22 protein-coding genes are annotated in these 24,408 nt (G+C 67.7%); 12 read left to right on the forward strand and 10 right to left on the reverse strand.

All coding sequences use genetic code 11. From position 1 onward, the window contains the following. The first annotated feature begins 77 nt into the window (after positions 1–77). Complete coding sequence (locus DFP88_RS11980) at positions 78–908, forward strand: lytic murein transglycosylase (protein WP_425450836.1); 831 nt, start codon at positions 78–80, stop codon at positions 906–908. A gap of 66 nt (positions 909–974) precedes the next feature. On the opposite strand, the gene DFP88_RS11985 is transcribed toward DFP88_RS11980, so the two are convergent. From DFP88_RS11985 to DFP88_RS12005, 5 genes are all read right to left on the reverse strand, one after another. Beyond that, positions 975–1,388, reverse strand: coding sequence for a GNAT family N-acetyltransferase (locus tag DFP88_RS11985; protein WP_245904805.1), 414 nt, complete (start codon positions 1,386–1,388; stop codon positions 975–977). A 120-nt stretch (positions 1,389–1,508) separates the two neighbouring features. Further along, entirely contained in the window at positions 1,509–4,514 is a 3,006-nt protein-coding gene (ileS, locus tag DFP88_RS11990) for an isoleucine--tRNA ligase (RefSeq protein WP_110814877.1), read from the reverse strand. A gap of 183 nt (positions 4,515–4,697) precedes the next feature. Continuing rightward, complete coding sequence (locus DFP88_RS11995) at positions 4,698–5,588, reverse strand: CAP domain-containing protein (protein WP_181418632.1); 891 nt, start codon at positions 5,586–5,588, stop codon at positions 4,698–4,700. A 100-nt stretch (positions 5,589–5,688) separates the two neighbouring features. Then, positions 5,689–6,822, reverse strand: a complete 1,134-nt coding sequence (locus DFP88_RS12000) for an MFS transporter (RefSeq protein ID WP_110814881.1) — start codon at positions 6,820–6,822, stop codon at positions 5,689–5,691. After that, positions 6,819–7,343, reverse strand: a complete 525-nt coding sequence (locus DFP88_RS12005) for a TetR/AcrR family transcriptional regulator (RefSeq protein ID WP_110814883.1) — start codon at positions 7,341–7,343, stop codon at positions 6,819–6,821. The genes DFP88_RS12000 and DFP88_RS12005 overlap by 4 nt, the downstream gene beginning before the upstream one ends. Before the next feature lie 129 nt (positions 7,344–7,472). Between DFP88_RS12005 and DFP88_RS12010 the strand changes: the two genes are divergently transcribed. Continuing rightward, a complete protein-coding gene (locus tag DFP88_RS12010) occupies positions 7,473–7,907 on the forward strand; it encodes a group III truncated hemoglobin (RefSeq protein WP_110814885.1) in 435 nt (144 codons plus the stop codon). Between the two features lie 4 nt (positions 7,908–7,911). Here DFP88_RS12010 and DFP88_RS12015 read toward each other — a convergent pair whose 3' ends face one another. Beyond that, complete coding sequence (locus tag DFP88_RS12015; protein WP_110814886.1) at positions 7,912–9,075, reverse strand: M20 aminoacylase family protein; 1,164 nt, start codon at positions 9,073–9,075, stop codon at positions 7,912–7,914. A gap of 92 nt (positions 9,076–9,167) precedes the next feature. Here DFP88_RS12015 and DFP88_RS16885 point away from each other — a divergent pair, with 92 nt between their 5' ends. Both DFP88_RS16885 and DFP88_RS16890 read left to right on the forward strand, forming a co-directional pair. After that, positions 9,168–9,530 (forward strand): hypothetical protein, encoded by a 363-nt coding sequence (locus tag DFP88_RS16885; protein WP_146227491.1) that lies wholly within the window; start codon positions 9,168–9,170, stop codon positions 9,528–9,530. Positions 9,531–9,611: 81 nt separating this feature from the next. Continuing rightward, complete coding sequence (locus tag DFP88_RS16890) at positions 9,612–10,124, forward strand: hypothetical protein (RefSeq protein WP_146227493.1); 513 nt, start codon at positions 9,612–9,614, stop codon at positions 10,122–10,124. A gap of 132 nt (positions 10,125–10,256) precedes the next feature. Here the strand turns inward: DFP88_RS16890 and argE are convergent, their stop codons facing one another. Both argE and DFP88_RS12025 read right to left on the reverse strand, forming a co-directional pair. Then, positions 10,257–11,417 carry an acetylornithine deacetylase gene (gene argE, locus DFP88_RS12020; RefSeq protein ID WP_110814888.1) on the reverse strand — a complete coding sequence of 387 codons (1,161 nt, stop codon included), beginning with the start codon at positions 11,415–11,417 and terminating at the stop codon, positions 10,257–10,259. 63 nt (positions 11,418–11,480) lie between these two features. After that, entirely contained in the window at positions 11,481–12,293 is an 813-nt protein-coding gene (locus DFP88_RS12025) for a glycosyl transferase (RefSeq protein WP_110814890.1), read from the reverse strand. A gap of 204 nt (positions 12,294–12,497) precedes the next feature. On the opposite strand from DFP88_RS12025, the gene DFP88_RS12030 reads away from it, so the two are divergent. The 5 genes from DFP88_RS12030 to DFP88_RS12050 all read left to right on the forward strand — a co-directional run bounded on the left by DFP88_RS12030 (position 12,498) and on the right by DFP88_RS12050 (position 18,562). Further along, on the forward strand, positions 12,498–13,517 hold the full coding sequence (locus DFP88_RS12030) for an ABC transporter ATP-binding protein (RefSeq protein WP_110814892.1): 1,020 nt from the start codon (positions 12,498–12,500) through the stop codon (positions 13,515–13,517). Further along, positions 13,510–14,697: an ABC transporter ATP-binding protein gene (locus tag DFP88_RS12035; RefSeq protein WP_110814894.1), complete on the forward strand. Its 1,188-nt coding sequence runs from the start codon at positions 13,510–13,512 to the stop codon at positions 14,695–14,697. Before DFP88_RS12030 ends, DFP88_RS12035 begins: the two co-directional genes overlap by 8 nt. A 20-nt stretch (positions 14,698–14,717) precedes the next feature. Continuing rightward, positions 14,718–16,436, forward strand: coding sequence for a peptide ABC transporter substrate-binding protein (locus DFP88_RS12040; RefSeq protein ID WP_110814896.1), 1,719 nt, complete (start codon positions 14,718–14,720; stop codon positions 16,434–16,436). Between the two features lie 91 nt (positions 16,437–16,527). After that, entirely contained in the window at positions 16,528–17,535 is a 1,008-nt protein-coding gene (locus DFP88_RS12045; RefSeq protein WP_110814898.1) for an ABC transporter permease, read from the forward strand. 85 nt (positions 17,536–17,620) lie between these two features. Then, the gene (locus DFP88_RS12050) at positions 17,621–18,562 is read left to right on the forward strand and encodes an ABC transporter permease (RefSeq protein ID WP_245904820.1); all 942 of its coding nucleotides are present in this window, start codon (positions 17,621–17,623) and stop codon (positions 18,560–18,562) included. A 51-nt stretch (positions 18,563–18,613) separates the two neighbouring features. On the opposite strand, the gene DFP88_RS12055 is transcribed toward DFP88_RS12050, so the two are convergent. Further along, positions 18,614–18,937 carry a 2Fe-2S iron-sulfur cluster-binding protein gene (locus DFP88_RS12055; protein ID WP_110814900.1) on the reverse strand — a complete coding sequence of 108 codons (324 nt, stop codon included), beginning with the start codon at positions 18,935–18,937 and terminating at the stop codon, positions 18,614–18,616. Positions 18,938–19,324: 387 nt separating this feature from the next. Between DFP88_RS12055 and DFP88_RS12060 the strand changes: the two genes are divergently transcribed. Together DFP88_RS12060 and DFP88_RS12065 are read left to right on the forward strand one after the other, a co-directional pair. Beyond that, entirely contained in the window at positions 19,325–19,666 is a 342-nt protein-coding gene (locus DFP88_RS12060) for a hypothetical protein (protein ID WP_110814902.1), read from the forward strand. Further along, positions 19,663–21,705 carry a pyrroloquinoline quinone-dependent dehydrogenase gene (locus DFP88_RS12065; protein ID WP_110814904.1) on the forward strand — a complete coding sequence of 681 codons (2,043 nt, stop codon included), beginning with the start codon at positions 19,663–19,665 and terminating at the stop codon, positions 21,703–21,705. The genes DFP88_RS12060 and DFP88_RS12065 overlap by 4 nt, the downstream gene beginning before the upstream one ends. A 514-nt stretch (positions 21,706–22,219) precedes the next feature. Here DFP88_RS12065 and DFP88_RS12070 read toward each other — a convergent pair. Further along, complete coding sequence (locus tag DFP88_RS12070) at positions 22,220–23,110, reverse strand: AraC family transcriptional regulator (protein WP_110814906.1); 891 nt, start codon at positions 23,108–23,110, stop codon at positions 22,220–22,222. 96 nt (positions 23,111–23,206) lie between these two features. Between DFP88_RS12070 and DFP88_RS12075 the strand changes: the two genes are divergently transcribed. Then, complete coding sequence (locus DFP88_RS12075; RefSeq protein WP_110814908.1) at positions 23,207–24,034, forward strand: oxidoreductase; 828 nt, start codon at positions 23,207–23,209, stop codon at positions 24,032–24,034. Positions 24,035–24,408 lie beyond the last annotated feature (374 nt).

Here is a 24,408-nt window from a genome sequence, read left to right on the forward strand (position 1 = left end):
CCGGTTGGAGGCCCCCGCCGCGGCTGCTACCGTCCCGGCGGGGCACCAAAGGCTAGACGTCGATCAGGAGTTACGCTTTGCTTGCACAGCTTTCCACCCGTTTCCAGCGGGGCATCTTGCCCGCGCTCGCCGCTGCCGCGGCGCTCGTTGCCGCCCCGGCGCTGGCCGCGACCTGCGGCAACGACGCCGCCGGCTTCGCCCGCTGGAAGCAGGAGTTCGCGCCAGAGGCCGCCGCCGCCGGCATCGGTCAGGCGGGGCTCAGCGCGCTGGCCAATGCCAGCTACGCGACCCGCACCATCAATGCCGACCGCAACCAGACCGGCGTGAAATACGCGCTGGATGACTTCATCCGCATCCGCCTCGGATCGCTCGACAGCTTCGCCTCGCAGGCGCGGCAGCGGCTGAACCAGAACCCTGCCTTCTACCAGTCGCTGCAGCAGGCCTACGGCGTGCCGCCGGGGATCCTGCTGTCGATCCACGGGATGGAGACCGGCTGGGGCCGCAACATGGGCTCCGAGAACGTCATCAACTCTATCGTGACCATGGCCTACGATTGCCGGCGCAGCGATTTCTTCGTGCCGCATGCGCTGGCCGCGCTGTCGATGGTCGATCGCGGCATGCTCTCCACCGGGCAGATCGGCGCCTTCCACGGCGAGCTGGGGCATACCCAGTTCCTGCCCGGCAACGCCCTGCGCTATGGCCGCGACGGCAATGGCGACGGGCGGATCGATTTCTCGGACCAGTCCGACGCCCTCGCCTCGACGGCCTATTACCTGCAGCAGATGGGCTGGCAGGCCGGGCAACCCTATCAGGAGGGCACGGCCAACTTCCGCGTGCTGAACGAATGGAACGCGGCGACGGTCTACCAGCAGGCCATCGCGCTCAGCGCGCAGCGCATCGACGGCTGAAGCCCTCGGCCCCCTTCGCCCGCACCAAGGGGTGCGGGCGGAGGGGTCCCGCCGGGCCGGCGCGTCCTAGGCCAGGCGGTAGCATTTGCAGATGGCGCCATCTGCAATCCGGTAGGTGCGAAAGCCCATCTTCTCGTAATAGGCCTGCCCCTCGACGTTGGTGGCGCCGATGAAGGCCTCGATCGCCGGCAGCCGCGCCGCCTCTGCCGCCGCACGAGTCGCCTCGAACAAGCGCGATCCGACGCCCCTGCGGCCCGCCTCCGGCGCGACATGGGTGCCGATGAAGCCCCAGCCCTCGGGCGTGCCGTAGCGGTTGCCCGCACTGGTCCGCACCACCGACTGGAAGCCCAGCAGCCCGCCGCCCTCGTCCAGCGCGAGGACGCAGAGGATGCCCTCCGGGTTCTCGATATAGGTGGCGAGGACGAAATCCTCGTCCGCGCGAGAGGTCCGCTTGCCCGCGGAGACCAACGTTCCAAGCATCCTGCTTATGGCCTGCGCGTCGGCCGGCACTGCCTTGCGGATTTCCATGGGGACACCGTCCGAAGGGTCAGGCGTGGCGGGCGGCGCCTTGCGGGCGCCGCCCAGTCTGGTCAGGTCAGCTCAAGCCGCCCCGAGCGCCGCGTCGCAGCGGGCGCACGTGCCGGGATGGGAATGGGTGCCGACGTCGGGAAGCACCTTCCAGCAGCGCTGGCACTTCGTGCCATCGGCCTTCTCGAAGACCGCCGCCACATCCGCGACCTCCGGCAGGCGGAAGGCCTCGGCCGGGGCGGGATCGGTCGTCACCCGGACATCGCTGGTGATGCAGAGATCGGCGAAATCGACGCCGGTCATCGCGGCGGCGATCTCCTTGCTGACATGGACCACCGGCGCGGCCTCGAGGCTGGCGCCGATCACCTTCTCGCGGCGCTGAAGCTCCAGCGCGCCGGTCACGACGCGGCGGGCGCGGCGCAGCTTGCCCCACTTCTCGGCCAGCGCCTCGTTGCGCCAATCCGCCGGCGTGTCGGGGAAGTCCTGCAGGTGGACCGAGGATCCCTCGCCCGGGTTCCGCTCAAGCCAGACCTCTTCCATCGTGAAGACGAGGATCGGCGCCAGCCAGGTCGTCAGCCGCTGGTACAGCAGCTCAAGCACCCAGCGCGCGGCGCGGCGGCGCGGCGTGTCGCCGTCGCAATAGAGCGCGTCCTTGCGCACGTCGAAGTAGAAGGCCGACAGCTCCACCGTGGCGAAATCGAAGACCGCGCGCAGCACGCCTTGGAAATCGAAGGCGGCGTAGCCTTCGCGCACCTCGGCATCCAGCTCGGCCAGACGGTGCAGCACCCATTGCTCGAGCTCGGGCATCTCCTCGCGCGCGACCTCGGGCGTGCCGTCGACGGCGCTGCCGAGGATGAAGCGCAGGGTGTTGCGCAGCCGGCGATAACTGTCGGCGGTCCCTTTCAGGATCTCCGGCCCGATCCGCTGTTCCCCGGTATAGTCGGACTGCGCCACCCAGAGGCGCAGGATATCGGCGCCGTACTGCTTGGTCACATCGTCGGGGGCCACGGTATTGCCGATCGACTTGGACATCTTCATGCCCTTCTCGTCGAGCGTGAAGCCGTGCGTGATGACGTTCCGGTAGGGCGCGCGCCCCGTGGTGCCGACCGACTGCAGCAGGGAGGAGTGGAACCAGCCCCGGTGCTGGTCGGTCCCTTCCATGTAGACATCGGCGATGCCGTCCTCGGAGCCGTCCGCCCGGTCACGCAGCACGAAGGCATGGGTAGAGCCGCTGTCGAACCACACGTCGAGGATGTCGAAGACCTGCTCATAGGCCTCGGGGTCGGCGTCGGTGCCGAGGAAGCGCTCCTTCGCGCCCTCCTTGTACCAGGCATCCGCGCCCTCGGCCTCGAAGGCCTCGGTGATGCGGGCGTTCACCGCCTTGTTGCGCAGCAAGAAATCGGGATCGGTCGGCTTGGCGCCGCGCTTGACGAAGCAGGTCAGCGGCACGCCCCAGGCGCGCTGGCGCGAGAGCACCCAGTCGGGGCGGTTCTCCATCATCGAATGCAGCCGGTTGCGGCCCGATTTCGGGGTCCAGCCGACCTGGTCGATGCAGGTCAGCGCCCGCTCGCGGATGGTCTTGCCGTTCTGGTCCTGCCCGTCGCCCACCGCTTGGTCGATGGCGGCGAACCACTGCGGCGTGTTGCGGAAGATGACCGGCGCCTTGGAGCGCCAGCTATGCGGGTAGGAGTGCTTGATCCGCCCGCGCGCCAGCAGGCCGCCGGTTTCGACCAGCTTGTCGATGACGGCCTTGTTGGCGTCGCCCTCCCAGTCGCCCTTCTTCGCCTTGGCGGCGAGGATGCGCTTGCCGCCGAAGAACGGCAGGTCCTCGCGGTAGGCGCCGTCGTCCATCACGTTGTAGGTGATGACCTCGCTCAGCATGCCGAGGTCGCGGTACAGCTCGTATTCCTCCATCCCGTGGGAGGGGGCGCAATGGACGAAGCCGGTGCCCTCGGTATCGGTGACGAAATCGGCGGCGCGGAAATCGCGCGGCGCGTCCCATTCGCAGTTCGAATTTTCAGCACCGGCAAGCGGGTGGAGGAGCGAGAGACCTTCAAGTTCGGCTGCACCGACACCACGCAAACGCTTCCAATCACCATGGATCAGACGCGCTTTTGAGAAAACATCCTCCGCCAGTTTATCAGCCAAGAGATAGCGTTCGCCTACTTTGGCCCAACATTGTTCGGGTGTGTCTGTGACCTCATAAAGTCCGTAGGAAATGTGTTTACCATATACGACGGCCTTGTTGGACGGGATAGTCCAAGGAGTGGTCGTCCAGATAACTACGTAAGCATCCTCAAGATCGTCAGCTAATTCGAAGTCGTTAACCAGCGGCATGGCGTCGCCCTGCCTCGCTTCGGGAATGAAGATCGTTGGCTCAGCGACCTTGAACTTCACCCAGATCGTCGGGCTTTCCTTGTCGTGATACTCGACCTCGGCCTCGGCCAGCGCGGTCTCTTCGACCGGAGACCACATCACCGGCTTGGAGCCCTGGTAGAGCGTGCCGTTCATGAGGAATTTCATGAACTCCTCGGCGATGACGCGCTCGGCGTGAAAGTCCATGGTCAGGTAGGGATCGGCCCAATTGCCGGTGACGCCGAGGCGCTGGAATTCCTCGCGCTGCACATCCACCCAGTGCCGGGCGAAGTCGCGGCATTCGGCGCGGAACTCCAGCACCGGGACCTCGTCCTTGTCGCGGCCCTTGGCGCGGTACTGCTCCTCGATCTTCCACTCGATCGGCAGGCCGTGGCAGTCCCAGCCGGGGATGTAGCGCGCGTCGCGGCCCATCATCTGGTGGCTGCGCACGATCACGTCCTTGATCGTCTTGTTCAGCGCGTGGCCGATGTGCAGGTGCCCGTTGGCATAGGGCGGGCCATCGTGCAGCGTGAAGGGCCGGCGCCCCTCGGCTTTCTCGCGCAGGCGGTCGTAGACGCCGATCCGCGCCCAGCGCTCCAGCCAGCCGGGCTCGCGCTTGGGCAGGCCGGCGCGCATCGGAAACTCGGTCTGCGGCAGGTTCAGGGTATCGCGGTAATCGGGGGCATCGGCCGCGTCATCGGGCCGGACGGTATCGGAGCACATCGCGCGCTGGTCCTTCGGGTCGTGTCACACTGGAGGGGGCGGCGCGGAGGCTTCCATGCGCCTTGTCCCGGCAGCCCTGATCAGAGCGCCGGGCCCGTAATTCGGGCGATGATGGCGAAGGAACGCATCATGCGCGCCTTATAGGCACGGCATCAGGCCCCGTAAAGCAGCCCCGGCGGCGCCCTAGCGCGGCGTGCCGATCAGCGCGATCATGCGCTTGGCCCCCGCGCTGTCGCTGCGCAGCACCGCGCCCAGCGCCGTGGCATCCGGGTCCAGCAGACCCGCGGCATAGCCTTCGTCCGAGAGCCATGAGGCGGCGAAATCGGTCACGTCGGCTTCTGTCGGCTCCGCCCCGCAGCCGCCGCAGCTGGCCGAAAGCGTGGCAAGGCCGGTGAAGCCGCCCTGCGCCCCCTGCGGAAGGGCTGCAAAGGGATCGCCCAGCGGCGCCTCGATGGCCCCCTCGGGCAGCAGGGCCTCTGCCGAGCTCACCAGCGCCTCGTCCTCGGCAAGGGGCGGCAAATCCCGCTCGGCCCGCGCGGCATTCACCGGCTCCAGCAGCACCGGGGTCGCCCCGCCCTCGAGCGGCGCGCCCTCCGCCTGCCCCGGCCCGGAGAAGTCCTGCACGGCGTAAAGCGCGCCGTCCTCCTGCACGATGCCGAAGCCGAAGCTGGCAAGGCCGGGATCGAGGATGTTCTCGCGGTGCTCGGGGCTGTTCATCCAGCCCTCCTGCAGGGCCTCGATCCGGGCCGCGTCCGGGGCGCCGCAGCCCTCGCAGCGGGCGATGTTCTCGGCCACCAGCAGCATCTCCGATCCGCCGGCGGCGATGAACCTGTCCCGCGGCGTGGTGCCGTCCGGGGCGACATGGGCGTAAAAGCCCTGATCCAGCATCGCCTCGGCATGGTTCTGGGCGATCTCGTCCAGCGTCTCGCCCGCCTCCAAGGGATCCAGCCCCTGCGCCTGCCGGTCTTCGTTCACCAGCGTCAGCGCGTGCTCGCGCAGCCCTTCGAGATCGTCCTGCGCTGCGGCGGGTCCGGCGGCGAGGCAAAGGCAAAGAGCGGTCAGGCGGCGCAGCATGGGCGGGTCTCCTGTCGGGGCCATGACTGGCTGAACCCCGCCGCGGCCCACCCCGTTCCATCACGGGTGCGCAGGGTGCGGCGGCGGCCCTGCCCCGCGCCTAGGCGGGCACGCCGCCCCTTGCCTGCCCCTCGCGAAACACCCCGGCCAGAAGCGCGAGCGCGCCGAAGACCGCGACGGAGGGCCCTGCGCCCATACCCGCCAGGAGCATCCCGAACAGCGGCGCCCCGGCCGTCTGCCCCACGGCGATGGTCAGGAAGCCCACCATCAGCCCTGTCGCCGGACGCTCCGGCAGGGCGCGAAGGCCCCAGATCAGGTAGATCCCCGTCAGCATCACGTAGGCCGCGCCGAAGACCGCCCCGGCGATCAGCGTGACCCCCGGCCCGGGCCCCAGGCCGACGGCCAGGATGCTGACCGCGAGCAGGCCCAGAAAGGCGCGGTGCACCCGGTCGAGGCCGAAGCGGCCGGCCAGCGATCCGGCGAGCGCCCCGGCCAGCCCGCCGATGCCGATGCAGGTCCAGAGCAGCCCGGCCCCCGTCGGCCCCCAGCCAAGCTTGCCTGCCACGAGCTGCCCGCCGAAGGACCAGAGCGCCGTGCTCGCCGCGCCCATCAGGAAAGAGGCGCAGATAAGCCGCAGCACCGGCCCCGTCAGGGCCGGCAGGCCGCCCGCACCGCTGCCGGCCCGGGCAGCCGGAAGCGCGACGGCGGTGACCACCGCCAGCACCAGCGCGATGGCGGCAAAACCCGCGAAGGCCAGACGCCACTGGCCGGTGATTGCCAGGGCGATCGGCCCGGAAAGCGCCACGCCCGCGCTGACCCCGGCATTGATGACGGTATTCGTCAGATCCCGGCGGTCCTGTCGCACGGACCCGGCCACCGCCGCCGCCATCGGCGGTGAGGCGAGGCCCGTGCTCGATCCGGCCAGCACCACCGAAACGGCAAGAAACAGCGGCGATGGGGCCAGAGCGATGCCTGCCATTCCGGCCGCTGCGACGAGGGCGGCCGAGACCGCGACGGCCCTCGCGCCGATCCGCTCCGTCAGCACGGCCGAGGCGAGGATTGCGATGCAGTAGCCGGCGAAGGCACCGCCCGAGATCACGCCGCTCAGCGCCGGCCCGAGGCCGAGCTCACCGTCGATCTGCGGCAGGAATAGGCCGAAGGCGAAGCGGGCGAAGCCGTAGCAGACCGCGATCAGGGCAAAGCCGACAGAGCCGATGCGCAGCGCCGGGCTCATGCCCGCACCCCTTCGACCAGCAGGCCCGCCGCCGCCCGGGCCGCGGTCACGGCCTCGGCCCCGCGGTAGACCGCCGCATGCGTCGCCCCTTCGAAAAGGACCAGCACCTGCTCGGTCAGCGCGGAATCCTCCTGCCCGAGGTCCGCCGCCACGATCTCGCCGATCCGCCGGTGAAAGCGCGCTTTGTGCGCCGCGACCGCCTCCGCGATCTCGGGCGTCTCGCCCCCCGTCTCTGCCCGCGAGCGCAGGAACAGGCAGCCCCGCGTGCCCTCGGCCTGCATCCACGCCTCGAGCGCGGCGAACAGCGCATCGACGCTACGCACCTCGATCCCGGCCATGAAGCGCCTGTCACGCGCCTCCAGCACCTGCGCCATGAGCTGCGCCTTGCTCCCGGCGCGCTTGTAAAGCGTCCGGCTCGACATCTCCGCCGCCTCGGTCAGGCGGTCGATCCCGGTGGCTGTATAACCGTGCCGATCGAACAGATGCTCGGCGGCGGCGATCATCCTGGTGGTCGGGTCCATGGCCTGCGTCCTTCGCTGTGCAGGCCCACATGTAAACCGATCGTTTTACATTGCAAGCGGGCCGCGCCACCCCCCCACCGGTTCCCTGCGCCGCCCCGAGGCTTTAGAGAGGCGGCAGGAGAGCCGCCCATGACCCAGCCCCCAGAGCCGCCGCGCGGCACGCCGCCACCGCCCCGCTTCGATGTCACGCCCGAAGAGATCGCCCGCGTCGTCGCGTGCTTCTATGAAAGGGTGCGCGCCCATCCCGGCCTCGGGCCCGTCTTCGCGGCCCATGTCACCGACTGGCCCGCGCATGAGGCGAAGATCGCCGCCTTCTGGCGAAACGCCATCCTTTTCGAGCAGGGCTATTCCGGCAATCCGCTGGCAGTGCACCGGCGCGCCGGCGACGTGCGGCCGGGCATGTTCATGCCCTGGCTCGCGATGTTCGACGCCACCCTGGCGCAGGAACTCCCTCAGGAGACGGCGCAGGCCTGGTCCGCCCTCGCCCACCGCATCGGGCAGGGCCTGCGCTACGGCGTGACCGAGCGGCAGGTCCTGCCCGGCGGCGTGCCGAAGCTGTTCTAGCGGGTCAGGCTGCCGGCATCCGCGCCTCGACGATCCCGGCGTACCAGGAGCAGCCCGCCGGGATCACCTCGTCGTTGAAGTTGTACTCGGGGTGATGGACCGGCGCAGAGTCGCCGTTGCCGACGACGATATAGGCGCCGGGCCGCGCCTCGAGCATATAGGCGAAATCCTCGCCGCCCATGACCAGCGCCGCCTCCGCGCAGCCGCCCGAGACACCGCGTGCGACCTCGGCGGCGTACTCCGTCTGCTCTTCGGAATTGACCATGACGGGGTAGTTGTTGCGGTAGTCGATCTCGGCCTTGCCGCCCATCGCCTCGGTGATCCCGGCGACGAGGGCCTTGATCCGCCCCTCGGCCATGGCGCGCACACCCTTGTCATGGGTGCGCACCGTGCCGCGCAGCGTGACCTCCTGCGGGATCACGTTGAAGGCGGTCGAGGATGTGGTGAAGGAGGTGACCGAGACGACGATCTGCTCGACGGGGTCGAGATTGCGGCTCGCCACGGTCTGCAGCGCGGTCACCACATGGCTGGCGATCACCGTGGGATCGACGGTCTCGTGCGGCTTGGCGGCATGCCCGCCCTTGCCCCTGACCGCGATCTCGAACTCGTCGGTGCCGGCGAAGAAGGCGCCGGGCCGGATCGCGAACTGCCCCAGCGGCAGGCCGGGCCAGTTGTGCATGCCGTAGACCTCCTGGATGTTCCAGCGCTCCATCATGCCGTCGTCGCACATCACCTTGCCGCCGCCGCCGCCCTCCTCGGCGGGCTGGAAGATGACCACGGCGGTGCCGTCGAAGTTGCGCGTCTCTGCGAGGTACTGCGCCGCCCCCAGCAGCATCGCGGTATGGCCGTCGTGGCCGCAGGCATGCATCGCGCCCGGCGTCTCGCTGGCATAATCCAGCCCCGTCGCCTCGAGGATCGGCAGCGCGTCCATGTCGGCCCGAAGCCCGATGACCTTTCCGGCCGTATCGCTGCGCCCCTTGATCACGCCGACGACGCCGGTGCGGCCGATCCCCTCGACAACCTCGTCGCACCCCATCGCGCGCAGCGTCTCGGCGACGCTGGCGGCGGTGCGATGGGTGTCGAACAGCAGCTCGGGATTGCGGTGCAGGTCGCGCCGCCACTCGGTGATCTGCGGCAGAAGCTCGGCGAAACGGTTCTTGATCGGCATGGCGGCCTGTCCCTCTTGGTCCCTGTCGCCCGGCAGACTGCGCCGCCGCCCGGCCCCGCACAAGACGCCCCCTGTCTCTCAATGACAGCAGGATGTCCCACATACCCTTCCACGAGAAAAAGGTGTCAGCACTTTCCAATAAGGGACTTATCGACCGCAAGCGATACGCCATCTCTCTAGCTTGTGGGCCGCAAAACCCAGTGGATGTGGCGTATTCTTCTGTTGGTGAGTACCATATTGGCAAGGGCATCCTGATAACGATAGGCTACAGCATATTCGTTATCCGTAAGGATCAATCCAGCCTATCTGGCGGTACAGTTTCCTTGGGCCTTATGCTTGCAGTGGAAACTTGGGCTCAAGCGAGAGGTTCCTCTGAAGTGTTTCTTCATTTCACGTCCGGTGAAGAGGCTGATCTAGCCGAGCGCGTTATGATCCCATCGGGCACGCCCAGATAGCTGGAAGCTTCTCCAAGTGGACCAAGCAATTAATTTTTACGCGTGAAGGACATGTCGCTATGAAGCCCCCGCTACCGATTCTTGCCTTTGCACTTTGCGCCTCGTGCGCGGGAATTAAAAAAAAATTATTTCTTTCCCAGAAGCGACTACTTCCTAACCGAAGATGGCTTTACAGCCGATAAGGGGCTCGTAACCCAGGATGTGTCAGACTTCTTCTCTTCATCATGTCCGCCTGATCTTACCGATGATTCTATCGTACAGACGCTTGCTCCATATACGCTTTACCGAGGGGACAGCATCAACGGAGACCAAACCAACTATTATATAACGCTTGGGCGCCTTGTTTGCGTCGCTGCTTTTCCTCATGTGCGGGAACGGTACATTGGCGGGAACAATGCCGTGAGCTTGGGCGATCCAGAAATGTTTCGGTTAAGAGATCACGTTTACGAAATTGGAACTCGCGGCACGCCACCTACGGGCGACCCCGATATGATCCGGTTACGATTTCGCCCCGATCGCGTTAATCTCGATTATGATGTGATCGTAAGCCTCATTGGCGACAGCATCTTCTGGAATGGATCAAAGATCAGATGACCGATCTTTTTCCCAAATATCCCCGCCGGGGGCCCCGGCCCGGACCGGGGCGCGCCTGCCTGCATTTCAGGCCCCGCCGCGACGGCGGCGGCCGGCCGAGCGGGGGCTCGATGCCCCCCGAGGCCGGCCCCCTCAGGCCAGGCGGTCCAGCACCCGCTCGAGAAAGGCCTGCCCGGCCTCGAGCTCGGCGATCTCGATGTATTCGTCCGCCTTGTGCGCCCGGTCGATCTTGCCCGGCCCGCAGACCACCGTCGAATAGCCCGCCGCCTGAAAATGCCCGGCCTCGGTGCCGTAGCTGACGACATGGGTGCCGTTGTCGCCGGTGATCTGCCGCACGAAACGCTCGGCGGCGCCGTCCTCCTCGGGGGCCAGCGGCGGCAGGTCGTAGCGGCGGGCGAGGTCGATGCGGGCGTCGGGGTGCACCGACCTCATCGCCGCCTCCTGCTTGCGCACGGCCTCCTGCACGCGCGGCTCCCAGACCTCGACGCCGTTTCCGGGGACCGGGCGGAAGGTCAGCACGAAGTGGCAGTGCCCGGCGGTGATGTTATGCGCCGTGCCGCCCTCGATCATCCCGACATGCAGCGTCGTCCAGGGCGGCTCGAAAAGCGCGGCCATGCCCTCTGGCTCTTCGGCGGCGAGCCGGTCGTTCCAGAGGTTCGCCCAGTCGATCAACCGCGCCGCCTCCATCACAGCAGAGACGCCGGTATGCATGAGCGAGGAATGCACCTCGACCCCGCGCACATCCACGTCGAAGCCGAAACCGCCCTTGTGACCCGTCACGCAAAGCATCTCCGAGGGCTCTCCGACGATGGCGGCCGCGGCGCGCGGCAGCTCGGCGGCCATGCGCTGCGCCATGGGCGCGGCGCCGATACAGCCGACCTCCTCGTCGTAGGAGAGGGCCAGCTGCACGGGCCGCGCGGTGCCGCGCCGCTGCGCCTCGACGCAGGCCCAGATCGCCAGCGCGTCGAAGCCCTTCATGTCGACCGAGCCGCGCCCGTAAAGCCGCCCCTCGACTTCGGTCAGCACGAAGGGGTCGGTGCTCCAGGGCTGGCCGTCCACCGGCACGACATCGGTATGCCCCGACAGCAGAACGCCCCCTTCGGCTGCCGTGCCGCCCTGCGCGAATAGCGCCGCCTTGTCGCCGGCCTCGTTCGGGACCCGCTGCGCGGTGATGCCATGGCCGGCGAGGTAGCCCTCCACCCAGTCGATCAGCGGCAGGTTGCTGTCGCGGCTGACGGTGGGAAAGGCGACGAGGCGTTCGAGGATCGCGCGGGGGGAGAGGACGTCTGGCATGGGAGGGGCTCCTTTTCGCCCCCAGACTTCGATGCCCCCGCAGCCGCGGTCAAGCGCCGCGGCTCACTCGCGCCAGACCTCCTCGACCCAGGGGGCGGGGCGCAGGTAGTGCCGCAGGTGGCGCAGCGGCGGGTCGGGCCGGTCCTTGTCGAAGAGGCGCCTCAGGTGCTGGCCCGGGCTGCCGGGCTCGCGGTGCGGGTAATGCCCCGCGATGGCATGGCGCGGATGAAAGCCGCCCGGAAAGATCACCAGCCGCGCGTCGCGCGGCAGCTTCGGCGCCAGCGCGTAGTTCAGCGGAAAGGGCCTGCGGCAATGCTGGCGGAAATGGCGCACCCAGCGGGCCGGGAACAGCTTGATCCCGCCCGGCGCGTTGCGGGTGACGAAGCGCTGCTCGAACTCGTAGCGCTCGGCGATGCCCTGCGGATCGGCGGCATAGGCCTCCTGCATCGGCACCAGCTTGCCCACCGGAAAGCGAAAGCAGGAGGTCTGGCCCAGACGCTCGAAGGGCGTGTTCGGATTGCGCGAGAGGACCACGTCCTCCGGCCCGCCGAAGTCGAAGAAGGGATCAAGGCTGCCGGTCACCAGCACGTCGAGATCGAGGAACAGCACCGGCCCCGAAAGGCTGCCCAGCCGCGGCCCCCAGAGACGCGACTTCGGCCATTTGCCCTTGGTGCCGACCGGCATCGGGAAATCGACCTGCGGAAGATCCTCGCACAGCACCTCTGGGCGGACGCCTTCAGCGGTGTCGGTGAAACAGGTGAAGGTGAAGGGCCCCGTGATGTTGCGCGCCACCATGCCGTAAAGCCGGTTGATCCAGGGCGCCCCGTATCTGGTGCCCCAGTTGATGCAGATCACCTGCTTCACGTCCTGTGTCATCGCGCGGATGCCTCTCTTTGCGGCAGACAGGCCCGGACCTAGCCTGCCTCGGCGGCACATTCCAGCCGCGGCGACGCCGCAGCGCGGCAAGGATCGGCGCACTTGCCGGATTGAAGTGAGTCGTTAACGTGAAGGTCGGGACAGGGCCGGTGTCAGACCGAACCCGACAAAAACGCAGCCCCCGGCAGGCAAGGGAGGTTCGGCATGGCGACACAGGCTGAGGCACCGGTTCTGGACGTTCGGAACCTGACGACGGTTTTCCGCACCCGCCGCGGCGAGGTTCACGCCGTGAACGACGTCTCCTTCCACGTCGCCCCCGGAGAGCTTCTGGGCGTCGTCGGCGAAAGCGGCTCGGGCAAGTCGGTGACGATGATGTCGCTGATCGGCCTGCTGCCCACGCCCCCCGCCGAGGTGCGGCGCGGCTCGGTCCTGTTTCAGGGGCGCGACCTGCTGCGGATGCCCGCGCCCGAGCTGCGCCGCGTCCGCGGCGGCGAGATCGGCTTCGTCTTCCAGGACCCGATGACCTCGCTCAACCCGGTCTTCACCGTCGGCCAGCAGATCGCCGAGCCGCTGCGCAAGCATCGCGGCATGGACAAGCGCGCCGCCCGCGCCCGCGCGCAGGAGCTGCTGGAACTGGTCGGCATCCCCGATGCCCGGCGCCGCCTTTCGGATTACCCGCACCAGTTCTCGGGCGGCATGCGCCAGCGGGTGATGATCGCCATCGCGCTCGCCTGCGAGCCAAAGCTCCTGATCGCGGACGAGCCGACGACGGCCCTCGACGTCACGATCCAGGCGCAGATCATCGACCTGATGAAGCGCCTGCGCGAGGAGCTGGGCATGGCGGTGATCTGGATCACCCACGACCTTGGCGTCGTGGCCGGCATCGCCGACCGCGTCATGGTCATGTACGGCGGCGAGGTGGCCGAGCAGGCCCCCACCCGCGCGCTCTTCCGCGAGCCCGCGCATCCCTATACCCGCGCCCTTCTCAAGACCGTGCCGACGGTGCGCGGCGCGCGCGAGCGGCGGCTGACGGTGATCGACGGGCAGCCGCCGATCCTGACCGAACCGCCCAGCCGCTGCCCCTTCCGCGACCGCTGCGCGCAGGCCTGGGGCCGATGCCACCGCGCCGATCCACCCCTCTACCCGGTCTCCGAGGGGCACGACGCCGCCTGCTTCCTGCACGACCCGCAGGCGCAGGGCGCGCGGGAGGCGGCCCATGCTTGACGCCCAGCCGCAGGCGGAGGCGCCCAAGACCCGGATCGAGCGGCCGCTGGTCGAGGTGCACGATCTGACCATGCATTTCCCGATCCATTCGGGGCTGCTGCGCCGCCGCACCGGAGAGGTCCGCGCCGTCGACGGCATCAGCTTTTCGGTGATGGAGGGCGAGACCCTCGGCCTCGTCGGCGAATCGGGCTGCGGCAAATCCACCGCCGGCCGCGCGCTGCTGCGGCTTTACGACATCACCAGCGGCTCCATCAGGATCGAGGGCACCGAGATCGGCGATGCCAGCCAGTCCTACCTGCGCCGCTACCGGCCGAAGATGCAGATGGTCTTCCAGGATCCGCAGGCTTCGCTGAACCCGCGGATGACGGTGGCGGCGATCATCCAGGAGCCGCTGGACGAGCACACCAGCCTCTCGACCCGCGAGAAGCAGCACAAGGTGCTCGAGCTGATGGATGCCGTCGGGCTGAACCGCGCCTTTGCCGGGCGCTATCCGCATGCCTTTTCCGGCGGGCAGCGCCAGCGCATCGGCATCGCGCGGGCGCTCGCGCTCAATCCGAAGTTCATCGTCTGCGACGAGCCCATCGCTGCACTCGATGTCTCGATCCAGGCGCAGGTGGTCAACTTGCTGGAAGACCTGCAGGAACGCTTCGGCCTGACCTACCTCTTCATCAGCCACGACCTGTCGATGGTGCGCCACATCGCGACGCGCGTGGCTGTCATGTACCTCGGCCGGATCGTGGAGCTTGCCCCGCGCGAGCCGCTCTATGCCGAGCCGCTGCACCCCTATACCCGCGCGCTCCTGTCGGCGGTGCCCGAGGCCGACCCCGACGCGGTTCAGGCGCGGGTCATGCTGACCGGCGACGTCCCCTCGCCCGCGAACCCGCCAAAGGGCTGCAATTTCTGCACCCGCTGCCCGGAGGTCATGCCGGTCTGCCACAAGATCGACCCCGCCAGCCGCGAGGTCAGGCCCGGGCGCCACGTCGCCTGCCACCTCTACGATCCGGCGGTGATGGACGGCCCCGAGGATACCGCGCCCGAGCGGCCAGAGGCGGCACAGGCCGACGCCGGCCGGGCGCTTGCCGCCGCCGTGCGGCAGGAAACGACACGAGAAGACGCCGGTAAAGCGGCGCCCGACAATGACGCCGGCCAACCGGCGCAGACAGAGGCCGAGGGCCGATGACACACACCAGGGAGACGACTATGCGATTGAAGACCGCCCTTCTGGGCGCCGCCGCGCTGACCGCGCTGGCACCCGCCGCCATGGCGCAACCGACCGAGCGCGGCGCCTCGGGCCACCTGGGCCTGTTCTACTGGCAGGCGCCCTCCGTGCTGAACCCTTATCTGTCGGCCGGCACCAAGGATCTTGAAGCCTCGTCCCTGATGCTCGAGCCGCTGGCCCGCTACGACGAGAACGGGACCATGGTGCCCTACCTCGCCGCCGAGATCCCGACGGTCGAGAACGGCGGCGTGTCCGAGGATCTGACCTCGATCACCTGGACGCTGGCCGAGGGCGTCCTGTGGTCCGACGGCAGCCCGCTGACCGCCGAGGACGTGCGCTTCACCTGGGAATACTGCACCGCCGAGGGCGGCGGCTGCGCCCAGCTCGCCAAGTTCGAGGGCGTGACCGATGTCGAGGTCGTGGACGACCAGACCGTGACGGTGCGGTTCGACGGCCCGCAACCCAACCCCTACACCGCCTTCGTCGGCTACCAGGGCCCGATCCTGAATCACGAGCAATTCGCCGACTGCCTCGGCCCGGCGGCGCCGCAATGCACCGAGGCGAACTTCGGACCGATCGGCACCGGCCCCTATGTCGTCACCGACTTCCGGCCCAATGACGTCGTCCAGCTCGAGGCGAACGAGAATTATCGCGACGCCTCGAAGCCCTATTTCGCGACCGTGACGATGAAGGGCGGCGGCGATGCCACCGCCGCGGCGCGCGCCGTTCTGGAGACCGGCGAATACGACTACGCCTGGAACCTGCAGCTGGCGCCCGATGTCCTCGAGGGCATGGTCGAGGGCGGCACAGGCCAGCTGAACACCGCCTTCGGCGCCTCGGTCGAGCGGATCGAAGCGAACCTGACCGATGCCTCGCCCGACCTGCCCGAGGGCGAACGCTCTACCGTGGCGCATCCGCATCCCTTCCTCACCGATCCGGCGGTGCGCGAGGCGCTGTCGATGGCCATCGACCGGACGCTGCTGACCGAGATCGGCTATGGCGAGGCCGGCCGCCCGACCTGCGACCTGGTGCCGGCGCCGGAACTCTACGCCTCGGGGAACACCGACTGCATCGAGCAGGATCTCGAGGGCGCGATGCAGATGCTGGAAGAGGCCGGCTATACCGACACGAACGGCGACGGCGTGCGCGAGACCCCCGATGGCGAGCCGCTGGAGATGCTGTACCAGACCTCCACCAACGCCGTGCGCCAGGACTACCAGGCGCTGATCAAGGAGTGGTGGGAGCAGATCGGCTTCTCGGTCGAGCTGCGCAACATCGACAGCTCGGTCTTCTTCGGCGGCGATCCGGGCAGCCCGGACACCTTCCAGCGCTTCTACGCGGACGTCGAAATGTACACCAACACCTTCGACGGCACCGATCCGCAGGCTTATCTCTCGGCCTATACCTGCAACAAGATCCCCTCGCCCGACAGCGCCTGGGTCGGCGAGAACATCAACCGCTACTGCTCCGAGGACTACGACGCGCTGATCGCCGAGCTGGGCGAGACCGCCGATCTCGACGAGCGTGGGCGCATCGCCAAGCAGATGAACGACATGCTCACCAACCAGAGCCACATCATCATCCCGCTCACCGCCCGCGGCGAGCTGTCGGGGGTCGCCAATTCCCTTGGCGGGGTGAAGCTGAACGCCTGGGACAGCGAGCTGTGGAACATCGCCGACTGGTACCGGATCGAAGGCTGATCCTTGGGGCGGCGGGCCGACCGCCTGCCGCCCTGCCCCGTTCCGGGGCCCGCCCCGGTCCCGCCACGCCAGACACGACAAGGCGCAGCCCATGCTCACCTACACCATACGGCGGCTGATCCTGGCGATCCCGACGCTGCTCTTCATCGGCCTCGTGATCTTCCTGCTGCTCGACCTCGCGCCCGGCGATCCGATGGCGCAGATGCCGCTGTCGATCCCGCCCGAGGTGCGCGAGCAGATGCGCGAGGCGCTGGGAATGAACGAGCCCGTCTGGGTGCGCTTCTACCTCTGGCTCTACCAGTTCTTCGTGGTCGAGCCCCAGGTGATCTTCGACGCGATCTTCGGCACCGGCTTCGCCGAGGACAAGCTGAGGATCCTGTCCTGGCAGTTCCGCTCTCCGGTGATGGACATCATCGCCCAGCGGGTGCCGCAGACCCTTTGGGTCGTGGGTCTTGCCTATGTCGTCGGCGTCGTGATCGCCGTGCCGATCGGCATCGTCTCGGCGGTGCGGCAGTATTCCATTTTCGACAACATCGGCACATTCGTCTCGATGGTCGGCTTCTCGGTGCCGACCTTCTTCACCGGGGTGCTGCTGATCGTCATCTTCTCGGTCCAGCTGGGCTGGTTCCCCTCGATCTACGATACCACGCTGGTGGTGACCGGCTGGGACAGCTTCCTCGCGCAGCTGCGGCAGATGGTGATGCCGGTCTTCGTGCTGGCGCTGTACAATGCCGCGCAGATCAGCCGCTTCATGCGCGCCTCGATGCTGGACAACATGGACCAGGACTACGTCCGCACCGCCCGCGCCAAGGGCATGGACGAGCGCGTCGTGGTGCTGCGCCACGTGCTGCGCAACTCGATGATCCCGGTCATCACGGTGATCGCCCTCGGCGTGCCGCAGGTCTTCGGCGGCGCCATCATCACCGAGCAGGTGTTCAAGGTGAACGGTCTCGGCCAGCTGCTGATCACCGCGATCCAGGCGAACGATCTGCCGATGGTGCAGACGCTGACCTTCATGTTCGCCGTGCTGATCGTCCTGTTCAACCTGATCGCCGACGTCCTTTACGGCGTGCTCGACCCGAGGATCCGCTATGACTGACCGCCTCGATGCCGAACCCGCCCGCGGCGCCGACCACGGCACCGAAAGTCTGCACATGGTGCCCGCCGGGGCCGTGCCCGGCGGCATGGCCGCCGAGGGCGGCAGCCGCATCGTCACCCGCAGCCAGTGGTGGGACGTCTGGGACCAGTTCCGCCGCCACAGGGGCGCGATGATCGGCGCCGCCTTCCTGATCTTCATCACCCTCTTCGTGATCTTCGGCCCCTGGATCTGGCGGGTCGATCCCGGCGCGCTCGACATCCGCAACAAGGACTGGCGGCCCGTCTACTTCCTGCTCTGGAACGGCGAGGCGAAAGCCGGCTTCGCCCATCCCCTGGGCACCGACAACCTCGGGCGGGACACGCTGGCCAACCTGATCCAGGGCGGGCGCGTCAGCATGGCCGTCGGCTGGGCCGCGATGCTGCTGAGCCTGATCCTCGGCACCGCCATCGGGGTGCTCGCGGGCTACTTCCGGGCGCTGGACGGCCTTCTGATGCGGTTCACCGACCTCGTCCTCGCGCTGCCGATCCTGCCGCTGCTGCTGGTCATGATGCTGCTCTTCCGCGAGCCGCTGCGCGGCGCCTTCGGCCCCGAGGCGGGCATCTTCATCCTGATCGTGACGGTGATCGGCATCACCTCGTGGATGCAGGCGGCGCGCATCGTGCGCGGCGACGTGCTCGCGCTGAAGGAGCGGGAGTTCGTGCTGGCCTCGCGCTCCATCGGCACGCCCGCGCACCGGATGATCGGGCGGCACATCCTGCCCAACGTGATGTCGCCGATCATGGTCTCGGCCACGCTGGGTCTGGCCAATGCGATCATCACCGAAAGCGCGCTGTCCTTCCTCGGGCTCGGCTTTCCGTCGGACTTCCCGACCTGGGGCAAGCTGCTCTTCGACAGCGTCGACCGCATGGCGGACTACCCCGAGAGGGTGATCTGGCCCGGCCTCGCGATCTCGCTCACGGTGCTGAGCGTGAACTACATCGGTGACGGGCTGCGCGACGCGCTCGATCCGCGTATCCGCGGGCAGTAGCGGGGCCGGGCAGCACGCCGTGGAGGCGGCGGTGCTGCCGGCGCTCGCGGCCTAGGCCTGCTCGGCCGGCATCTGCACCACCAGCCCGTCGAGCGCATCCGTCACCTTGATCTGGCAGGTCAGGCGCGAGCGGGCGGGATCGGGCTCGTAGGCGAAATCGAGCATGTCCTCTTCCATCGCCTCGCGGGCGGGCAGCTTCTCGACCCAGTCCGGTGCCACGTAGACATGGCAGGTCGAACAGGCGCAGGCGCCACCGCAATCGGCCTCGATGCCGGGAATGCCGTTGTCGCGCGCGCCCTCCATCACGGTCAGGCCATTGGCGACCTCCACGACATGCTCCTTGCCGCCGTGCTCGATGTAGGTGATGCGTGCCATGCTGGGCCTCCTTCGCCGTGCGGTGCAACTGTTACGGGCCCGCCCCCGCCGCCGCAAGCGGGAGCCTGCGGGGTGGCGGCGACCTTGGGCGCTGAACGTCTCCCTTGAACGCGCACGTCCTGCCAAAGATCGGACTGGGACGATCGGCCACATCGAGCACGAGGTTTGCACGATTCCCGCGGATCGAATGAAGGGGCGGCAGGACGGCACTCTCATGCCAGCAACCGCGCCGAGGTCACGGGCTGAACCTGCAAACGAGCCACTGCGCAACAAGGTTTTCCGACGCGCTCGCGGGTGCTTTTTATCCCGGCGTCGCAGCGCTAGGATTCGCTCAGGTTGCATGCATACAGGCTGCCGGCGGCCGAACCTTTGACAAGGAGCAATCGAATGCTGAACCGACTTGGCCCCGTGGTCATAATCGTGGCATCGGCCCTGGCCGTGGGATGCGGGCTCTATGCCTACTTCGCACCGCTGACCGGCGTGACCGGCACCTGGGGGCCGCTTGCCGCGAGCTTCGGCGCGCTGTGCCTGCTGATCGCCGGGGCGCTGCTGCTGCGCCGCGGCCATCGCGGCCTGCGGGTGCTGCTGCTGGTGCTCATGGCGCTTGGCCTCGTGCTGACCGCCTTCGCCACCTTTCTTCTGCACCAGTGGGTGATGCTGGTTGCGCTGGGGCTCTGCGCCCTTGGCTGGCTCATCGCCCTGACCGGACCCAAAGGAGCCACGGCATGATCTCCCTCCTTCGCAGCACCGCCGTGCTGGCCCTTCTCGCGGCGCCCGCTGTCGCGCAGGACGCAGCGCCCGCGCCAGAGCAAGAGGCACCGTCCGACACCGCACCCCAGGCGCCCGTGACCTCCGAGGATGCCGCACCCGAGGATGCGGCCGAGGCGCCGGCCGCGCGCCAGCCCTCGGACGCCCGCGTGCCGCCTGCGGGCACCGACTGGACGAGCTTCCACGGCCAGGTTTCGGGGGCGAAATACTCGCCCCTCGACCAGATCACGCCGGAGAACGTCTCCGGGCTGGAGCTTGCCTGGCGGATGCATACCGGCGACGTCTCGGACGGGTCGGGCGATCTGCCCGCCACCGTCTGGTCGGCCACGCCGATCTACGCCAACGACATGCTCTATATCGGAACGCCCTTCTACCGGGTGCTGGCGCTCGATCCCGCGACGGGCGAGGAGATCTGGTCCTTCGACACCCAGTCGACGCTCAAGGCGCTGACCCAGCCCGCGCTGAAGAACCGCGGCGTCGCCTACTGGGAGGCGGAGGCCCCGCAGGAGGGCGAGGCCTGCCAGAAGATCGTCTATCTCGGCACGATGGACGCGCGCCTCTTCGCGGTGGACGCCGACACCGGCGCGCCCTGCGAGGGCTTCGCCGATGGCGGCGTTCTGGACGTGAACCAGTGGAACACCGTCAACGACCGCTGGCCCCTGTCGCTGCTGCAACCGCCGACCATCGTCGGCGATCACGTGGTGATCGGCTGGGCCGGAAATGACTGGGACTGGGCCGAGGCGCCTCCGGGCTCCGTCTTCTCGGTGAACGCCCAGACGGGCGAGCTGGAGTGGACCTTCGACACCATCCCCGCGGATATCCGCGCGCAGACCGGCACCGCCAACGTCTGGACCGCGATGAGCGCCGACGAAGAGCGCGGCATCGTCTACCTGCCGGTCGCCTCGCCCTCGCCCAACTACTGGGGCGGCAACCGCACGGAATCGATCCCCTACGCCACCTCGACCACCGCGCTGGACGTCGAGACCGGCGAGGTGATCTGGTCGCGGCAATGGGTGCATCACGACATCTGGGATTACGACATCAACTCGGCGCCGACGCTGATGGACATCACCGTCGACGGGGAGGATATCCCGGCGCTGATGCAGGCCACCAAGATGGGCTTCCTCTTCGTGGTGAACCGCGAGACCGGAGAGGACGTCTGGCCGATCGAGGAACGCCCCGTTCCCGCCGGCGATGTCGAGGGCGAGGTCTACTCCCCGACGCAGCCCTTCCCGACCGTCCCCGCGCCGCTGATCGACCAGTCGACCCTGCCGCCCGTCTGGGCGCTGGCCGACATCGCGTCCCTCGGCGCCTGCTCCGACCTCTGGGACCGCATGGTCTACGAGGGCATGTACCAGCCGCCGACCACCGAAGGCGCCGGGGCCGGCGCCTATCCCAACAGCGCGGGCGTCGTGCAATGGGGCGGCGTGGGCTTCGATCCGGAGCAGCAGATCGCCGTCGTGAACCTCAGCCACGTGGTCCAGCACATCAAGCTCTGGCCGCGCGCGGAATACGAGGCGCAGCAGGGCGAGGCCGGCACGGGCGAAAGCGGGTTCCACCCGCAGACCGGCGCGCCCTTCGGCATGTCCCTGCAGAACGCGATCAACGGCCTCGGGATGCCCTGCTGGGAGCCGCCTTTCGGAGAGCTGATGGCCATCGACATGACCACCGGCGAGACGATCTGGCGCGAGCCCTTCGGCATGTCCCAGCGCTACGGCTTCTACATGCCGGAACGCTGGGGTTCTCCGACGATCGGCGGCCCGGCCCTGACGGCCGGCGGGCTGATCTTCATCGGCGCGACGATGGACGGCATGGTCCGGGCCTACGACCTGGCAAGCGGGCAGGAGCTCTGGAGCGACCTGACCGAGGCGCCCTCGGTCTCGAACCCGGCGATCTACGAGCACGAGGGCCGGCAGTACGTGGCCTTCATCTCCGGCGGCAACTCGATCCTGAAGCCTTCCGTGGGCGACATGGTCTCCGTCTACAGCCTGCCGGATTGACCGTCCAAGGGCGCGCGTCACTGCGCGCCCAACCCTCCAACCCGGTCTTCAGGTCGGACGGAGCAGAGCTAGCTGCCTCAACTTCTGGCATTTCCAATCGAAAGGGGCCCGAGACGGACCAGTCGTAGCGCAGAAGACGCGCCGCCTGGCGAGCAGCCGCGCCTGTCGGCCCTGACGCGATTCCGTCGTCGACCGTCCAGTCCGACAGGACCTTTAGATCTGTCGTTCAGCCACAGCGCGGCATCGAACGCGTCCAGCCCGCGACGACCTTGCGGCACCCTACCCCGCCGCAGCCGCTATCGGCCCTTAGCAGCCATTCGCCGGTCGGTACATCGCTGCAGCGCAGCTTCACCAATCCGCACGTTCGCGCAGCGCGCAGCATCTCCATCACCCCAATGAACGCTTTGCGGACGAAGCCGCCGTTCGTACACGTGCCCGACCCGCTTAGTGAGCATTCGACCCGGGTATCTGCGTCGATCTATTTGGAAGGATGGGTACCGAGCTGCGTCGGAGATTACGGTGCTTCGCCAAGGTCCTCAGTCATCCAGCGGGCTTCCTCCATCGCGCTTCGCCCAAAGTGTCTTCGGAAGTCGCGACTGAACTGGGAGGCACTCTGGTAGCCGACCTTCGTCGCAACACTGGCAACGGAGCCGTGGTTGCGCGTGATCATCAGCCGTGCCTCGTGCAGGCGCATTGCCTTGATATAGCGGACCGGCGAGGTGCCTGTCAGCTGCTTGAAGTGAGCGTGATAGCAGGGAATGCTCATCCCGGCCGCGGCGGCCAGATCGGGCACCGAGAGGCTGGTGGTGAAGCTTTGCCGGATCCGCCCCAAGCTTTCGACTATGCGTCCGGAGGGCCCACCTTGGCGCAGAGCAGCCCGAAGGGCACCGCCCTGCGGCCCGACGAGCACGCGGTAATGCAGCTCCCGCAGCAGCCCCGGGCCCAGGATCTCCCCTTCCTGCGGATCCGCAAGCGCGGCTAGGACCCTGCCCAGAAGCTCATGCATCCGAGCGTCCATGCGGCTCGAAACGAGGCTCCGGGCCTGCGCTGGCACCGTCTTTCCCACGGCGTCAAGCGCGACGGCGATTTCGGCGGCAAGTTGCAGATCGAACTCGAGATAGAGCGCCAGCAAGGGCCGATCGGGATCAGCCTGGGAGGCCATGCGGAACGGCACGGGAACCGAGACGGCAAGATAGTGATCGGCATCGTAGCGATAGACATTCCCGTCCAGAAAGCCCTGCTTGGCGCCCTGCAGCACAAAGACCGCGCCGGGCCGGTAGAGGACCGGGACGTCCTCGAGGACGGTTTCCGAGCGCAGAATGCGCAGGCCGGGCAATGCCGTTCGGTTGTACCCCGCGCTAGGCGCGAGCTCTGATGCCTGGGCGAGGAAAGTGCTGTTTTTCATAGGATCGGGCAAACCTGCGAGAGGATCAGCCGTGTTCGGCATGGTCGATCCAGACAATCTGTCAATTCACCAAACCACGCAAGCGAGGGCCTCTTCATGTCAGGCAAGACTTTCTTCATTACCGGCGCCAATTCGGGGTTCGGATATGCAATCGCCCGCGCGGCTTTGAAAGCCGGACACAAAGTGATCGGCACGGTCCGCTCCGATGCAGCGCGGGCCTCGCTCCTCGAACGCCTTCCCGACGTTCATCCGATTCTTTGCGACGTCACCGATTTTGATCGTATCGACGCGGTGGTCAGCCGAACGGAGGCAGACTTCGGCCCGGTCGATGTCCTCGTGAACAATGCCGGTTATGGGCACGAGGGTGTGCTGGAGGAATCCACCCTGTCCGAGTTGCAGCGAAAGTTGGACGTCAACGTCTTCGGAGCGGTCGCGGTGGCCAAGGCCTTTCTGCCCCGGTTTCGCCAGCGCCGAGCCGGTTTGATCCTTAACGTCACTTCGATGGGAGGTCTGATCACAATGCCCGGGATCGCCTATTACTGTGGTAGCAAGTTCGCCTTGCAGGGCATCTCCGAGGTCATGCGCAGCGAGATGGCGCCATTCGGGGTGCATGTAACGGCACTCTGCCCCGGCTCCTTCCGCACCGACTGGGCAGGTCGATCCATGGTTCGGAGCGAACGCTCCATCAGCGATTACGACAGCATCTTCGACCCGATCCGCCAAGCGCGGCGGAAAAAGCACGGTGCTCAGCTCGGCGACCCCGATAAGCTGGCCGAAGCCGTTCTCGGCCTCGTGATGTCGGACACTCCCCCGCCGCAGCTCCTGCTCGGCAGTGACGCACTCGGCCTTGTCCGGAACCGGCTTCAGGCAATGCTCGAGGAAATCGATGACTGGAAGGCCGTCACCTGCTCCACCGACGGCTGAAAGCACGCGACGACCGTTTAACTTCGGGCCCGGAGCCGCTAAGTCACCGGGCTCGACTTCGCCTTTTGAAGCACAGGTCAAGATCGACTGCTCTGGGTCCATGCGGACATGCGGCAGCGCAGGAAGACGGGAGCATTCATGATCAACTTCCCCGTCGCTGACGGCCCTAACCGGACGTTCGACCCCCTGTCCGACCCCGGTTGCTTTTGGCCCGAAGCCGCCGTTCGAGCTCCTGATCAAGCGCAGCCGCTATCGGCCCAAAGCGGACATCTAGCGTCCAGATTGGCCGCGACCGCTTCCGGCCCAAACCGATCATTTTCCAGGATCACCATTGCCGCAGCGCGGCTTCCCCATACCGGACCTTCATGGCACCG

This window comes from Pseudoroseicyclus aestuarii (assembly GCF_003217255.1).
Taxonomy (GTDB): domain Bacteria; phylum Pseudomonadota; class Alphaproteobacteria; order Rhodobacterales; family Rhodobacteraceae; genus Pseudoroseicyclus; species Pseudoroseicyclus aestuarii.

Bases quoted from the DNA above. Each gene is read 5' to 3' on its own strand.
- DFP88_RS11985 (WP_245904805.1), bottom strand. From the start codon at position 1,388: ATGCTTGGAACGTTGGTCTCCGCGGGCAAGCGGACCTCTCGCGCGGAC.
- ileS (WP_110814877.1), bottom strand. From the start codon at position 4,514: ATGTGCTCCGATACCGTCCGGCCCGATGACGCGGCCGATGCCCCCGAT.
- DFP88_RS11995 (WP_181418632.1), bottom strand. From the start codon at position 5,588: ATGCTGCGCCGCCTGACCGCTCTTTGCCTTTGCCTCGCCGCCGGACCC.
- DFP88_RS12000 (WP_110814881.1), bottom strand. From the start codon at position 6,822: ATGAGCCCGGCGCTGCGCATCGGCTCTGTCGGCTTTGCCCTGATCGCG.
- DFP88_RS12005 (WP_110814883.1), bottom strand. From the start codon at position 7,343: ATGGACCCGACCACCAGGATGATCGCCGCCGCCGAGCATCTGTTCGAT.
- DFP88_RS12010 (WP_110814885.1), top strand. From the start codon at position 7,473: ATGACCCAGCCCCCAGAGCCGCCGCGCGGCACGCCGCCACCGCCCCGC.
- DFP88_RS12015 (WP_110814886.1), bottom strand. From the start codon at position 9,075: ATGCCGATCAAGAACCGTTTCGCCGAGCTTCTGCCGCAGATCACCGAG.
- DFP88_RS16885 (WP_146227491.1), top strand. From the start codon at position 9,168: ATGTCCCACATACCCTTCCACGAGAAAAAGGTGTCAGCACTTTCCAAT.
- argE (WP_110814888.1), bottom strand. From the start codon at position 11,417: ATGCCAGACGTCCTCTCCCCCCGCGCGATCCTCGAACGCCTCGTCGCC.
- DFP88_RS12025 (WP_110814890.1), bottom strand. From the start codon at position 12,293: ATGACACAGGACGTGAAGCAGGTGATCTGCATCAACTGGGGCACCAGA.
- DFP88_RS12030 (WP_110814892.1), top strand. From the start codon at position 12,498: ATGGCGACACAGGCTGAGGCACCGGTTCTGGACGTTCGGAACCTGACG.
- DFP88_RS12035 (WP_110814894.1), top strand. From the start codon at position 13,510: ATGCTTGACGCCCAGCCGCAGGCGGAGGCGCCCAAGACCCGGATCGAG.
- DFP88_RS12040 (WP_110814896.1), top strand. From the start codon at position 14,718: ATGCGATTGAAGACCGCCCTTCTGGGCGCCGCCGCGCTGACCGCGCTG.
- DFP88_RS12045 (WP_110814898.1), top strand. From the start codon at position 16,528: ATGCTCACCTACACCATACGGCGGCTGATCCTGGCGATCCCGACGCTG.
- DFP88_RS12050 (WP_245904820.1), top strand. From the start codon at position 17,621: ATGGCCGCCGAGGGCGGCAGCCGCATCGTCACCCGCAGCCAGTGGTGG.
- DFP88_RS12055 (WP_110814900.1), bottom strand. From the start codon at position 18,937: ATGGCACGCATCACCTACATCGAGCACGGCGGCAAGGAGCATGTCGTG.
- DFP88_RS12060 (WP_110814902.1), top strand. From the start codon at position 19,325: ATGCTGAACCGACTTGGCCCCGTGGTCATAATCGTGGCATCGGCCCTG.
- DFP88_RS12065 (WP_110814904.1), top strand. From the start codon at position 19,663: ATGATCTCCCTCCTTCGCAGCACCGCCGTGCTGGCCCTTCTCGCGGCG.
- DFP88_RS12070 (WP_110814906.1), bottom strand. From the start codon at position 23,110: ATGAAAAACAGCACTTTCCTCGCCCAGGCATCAGAGCTCGCGCCTAGC.
- DFP88_RS12075 (WP_110814908.1), top strand. From the start codon at position 23,207: ATGTCAGGCAAGACTTTCTTCATTACCGGCGCCAATTCGGGGTTCGGA.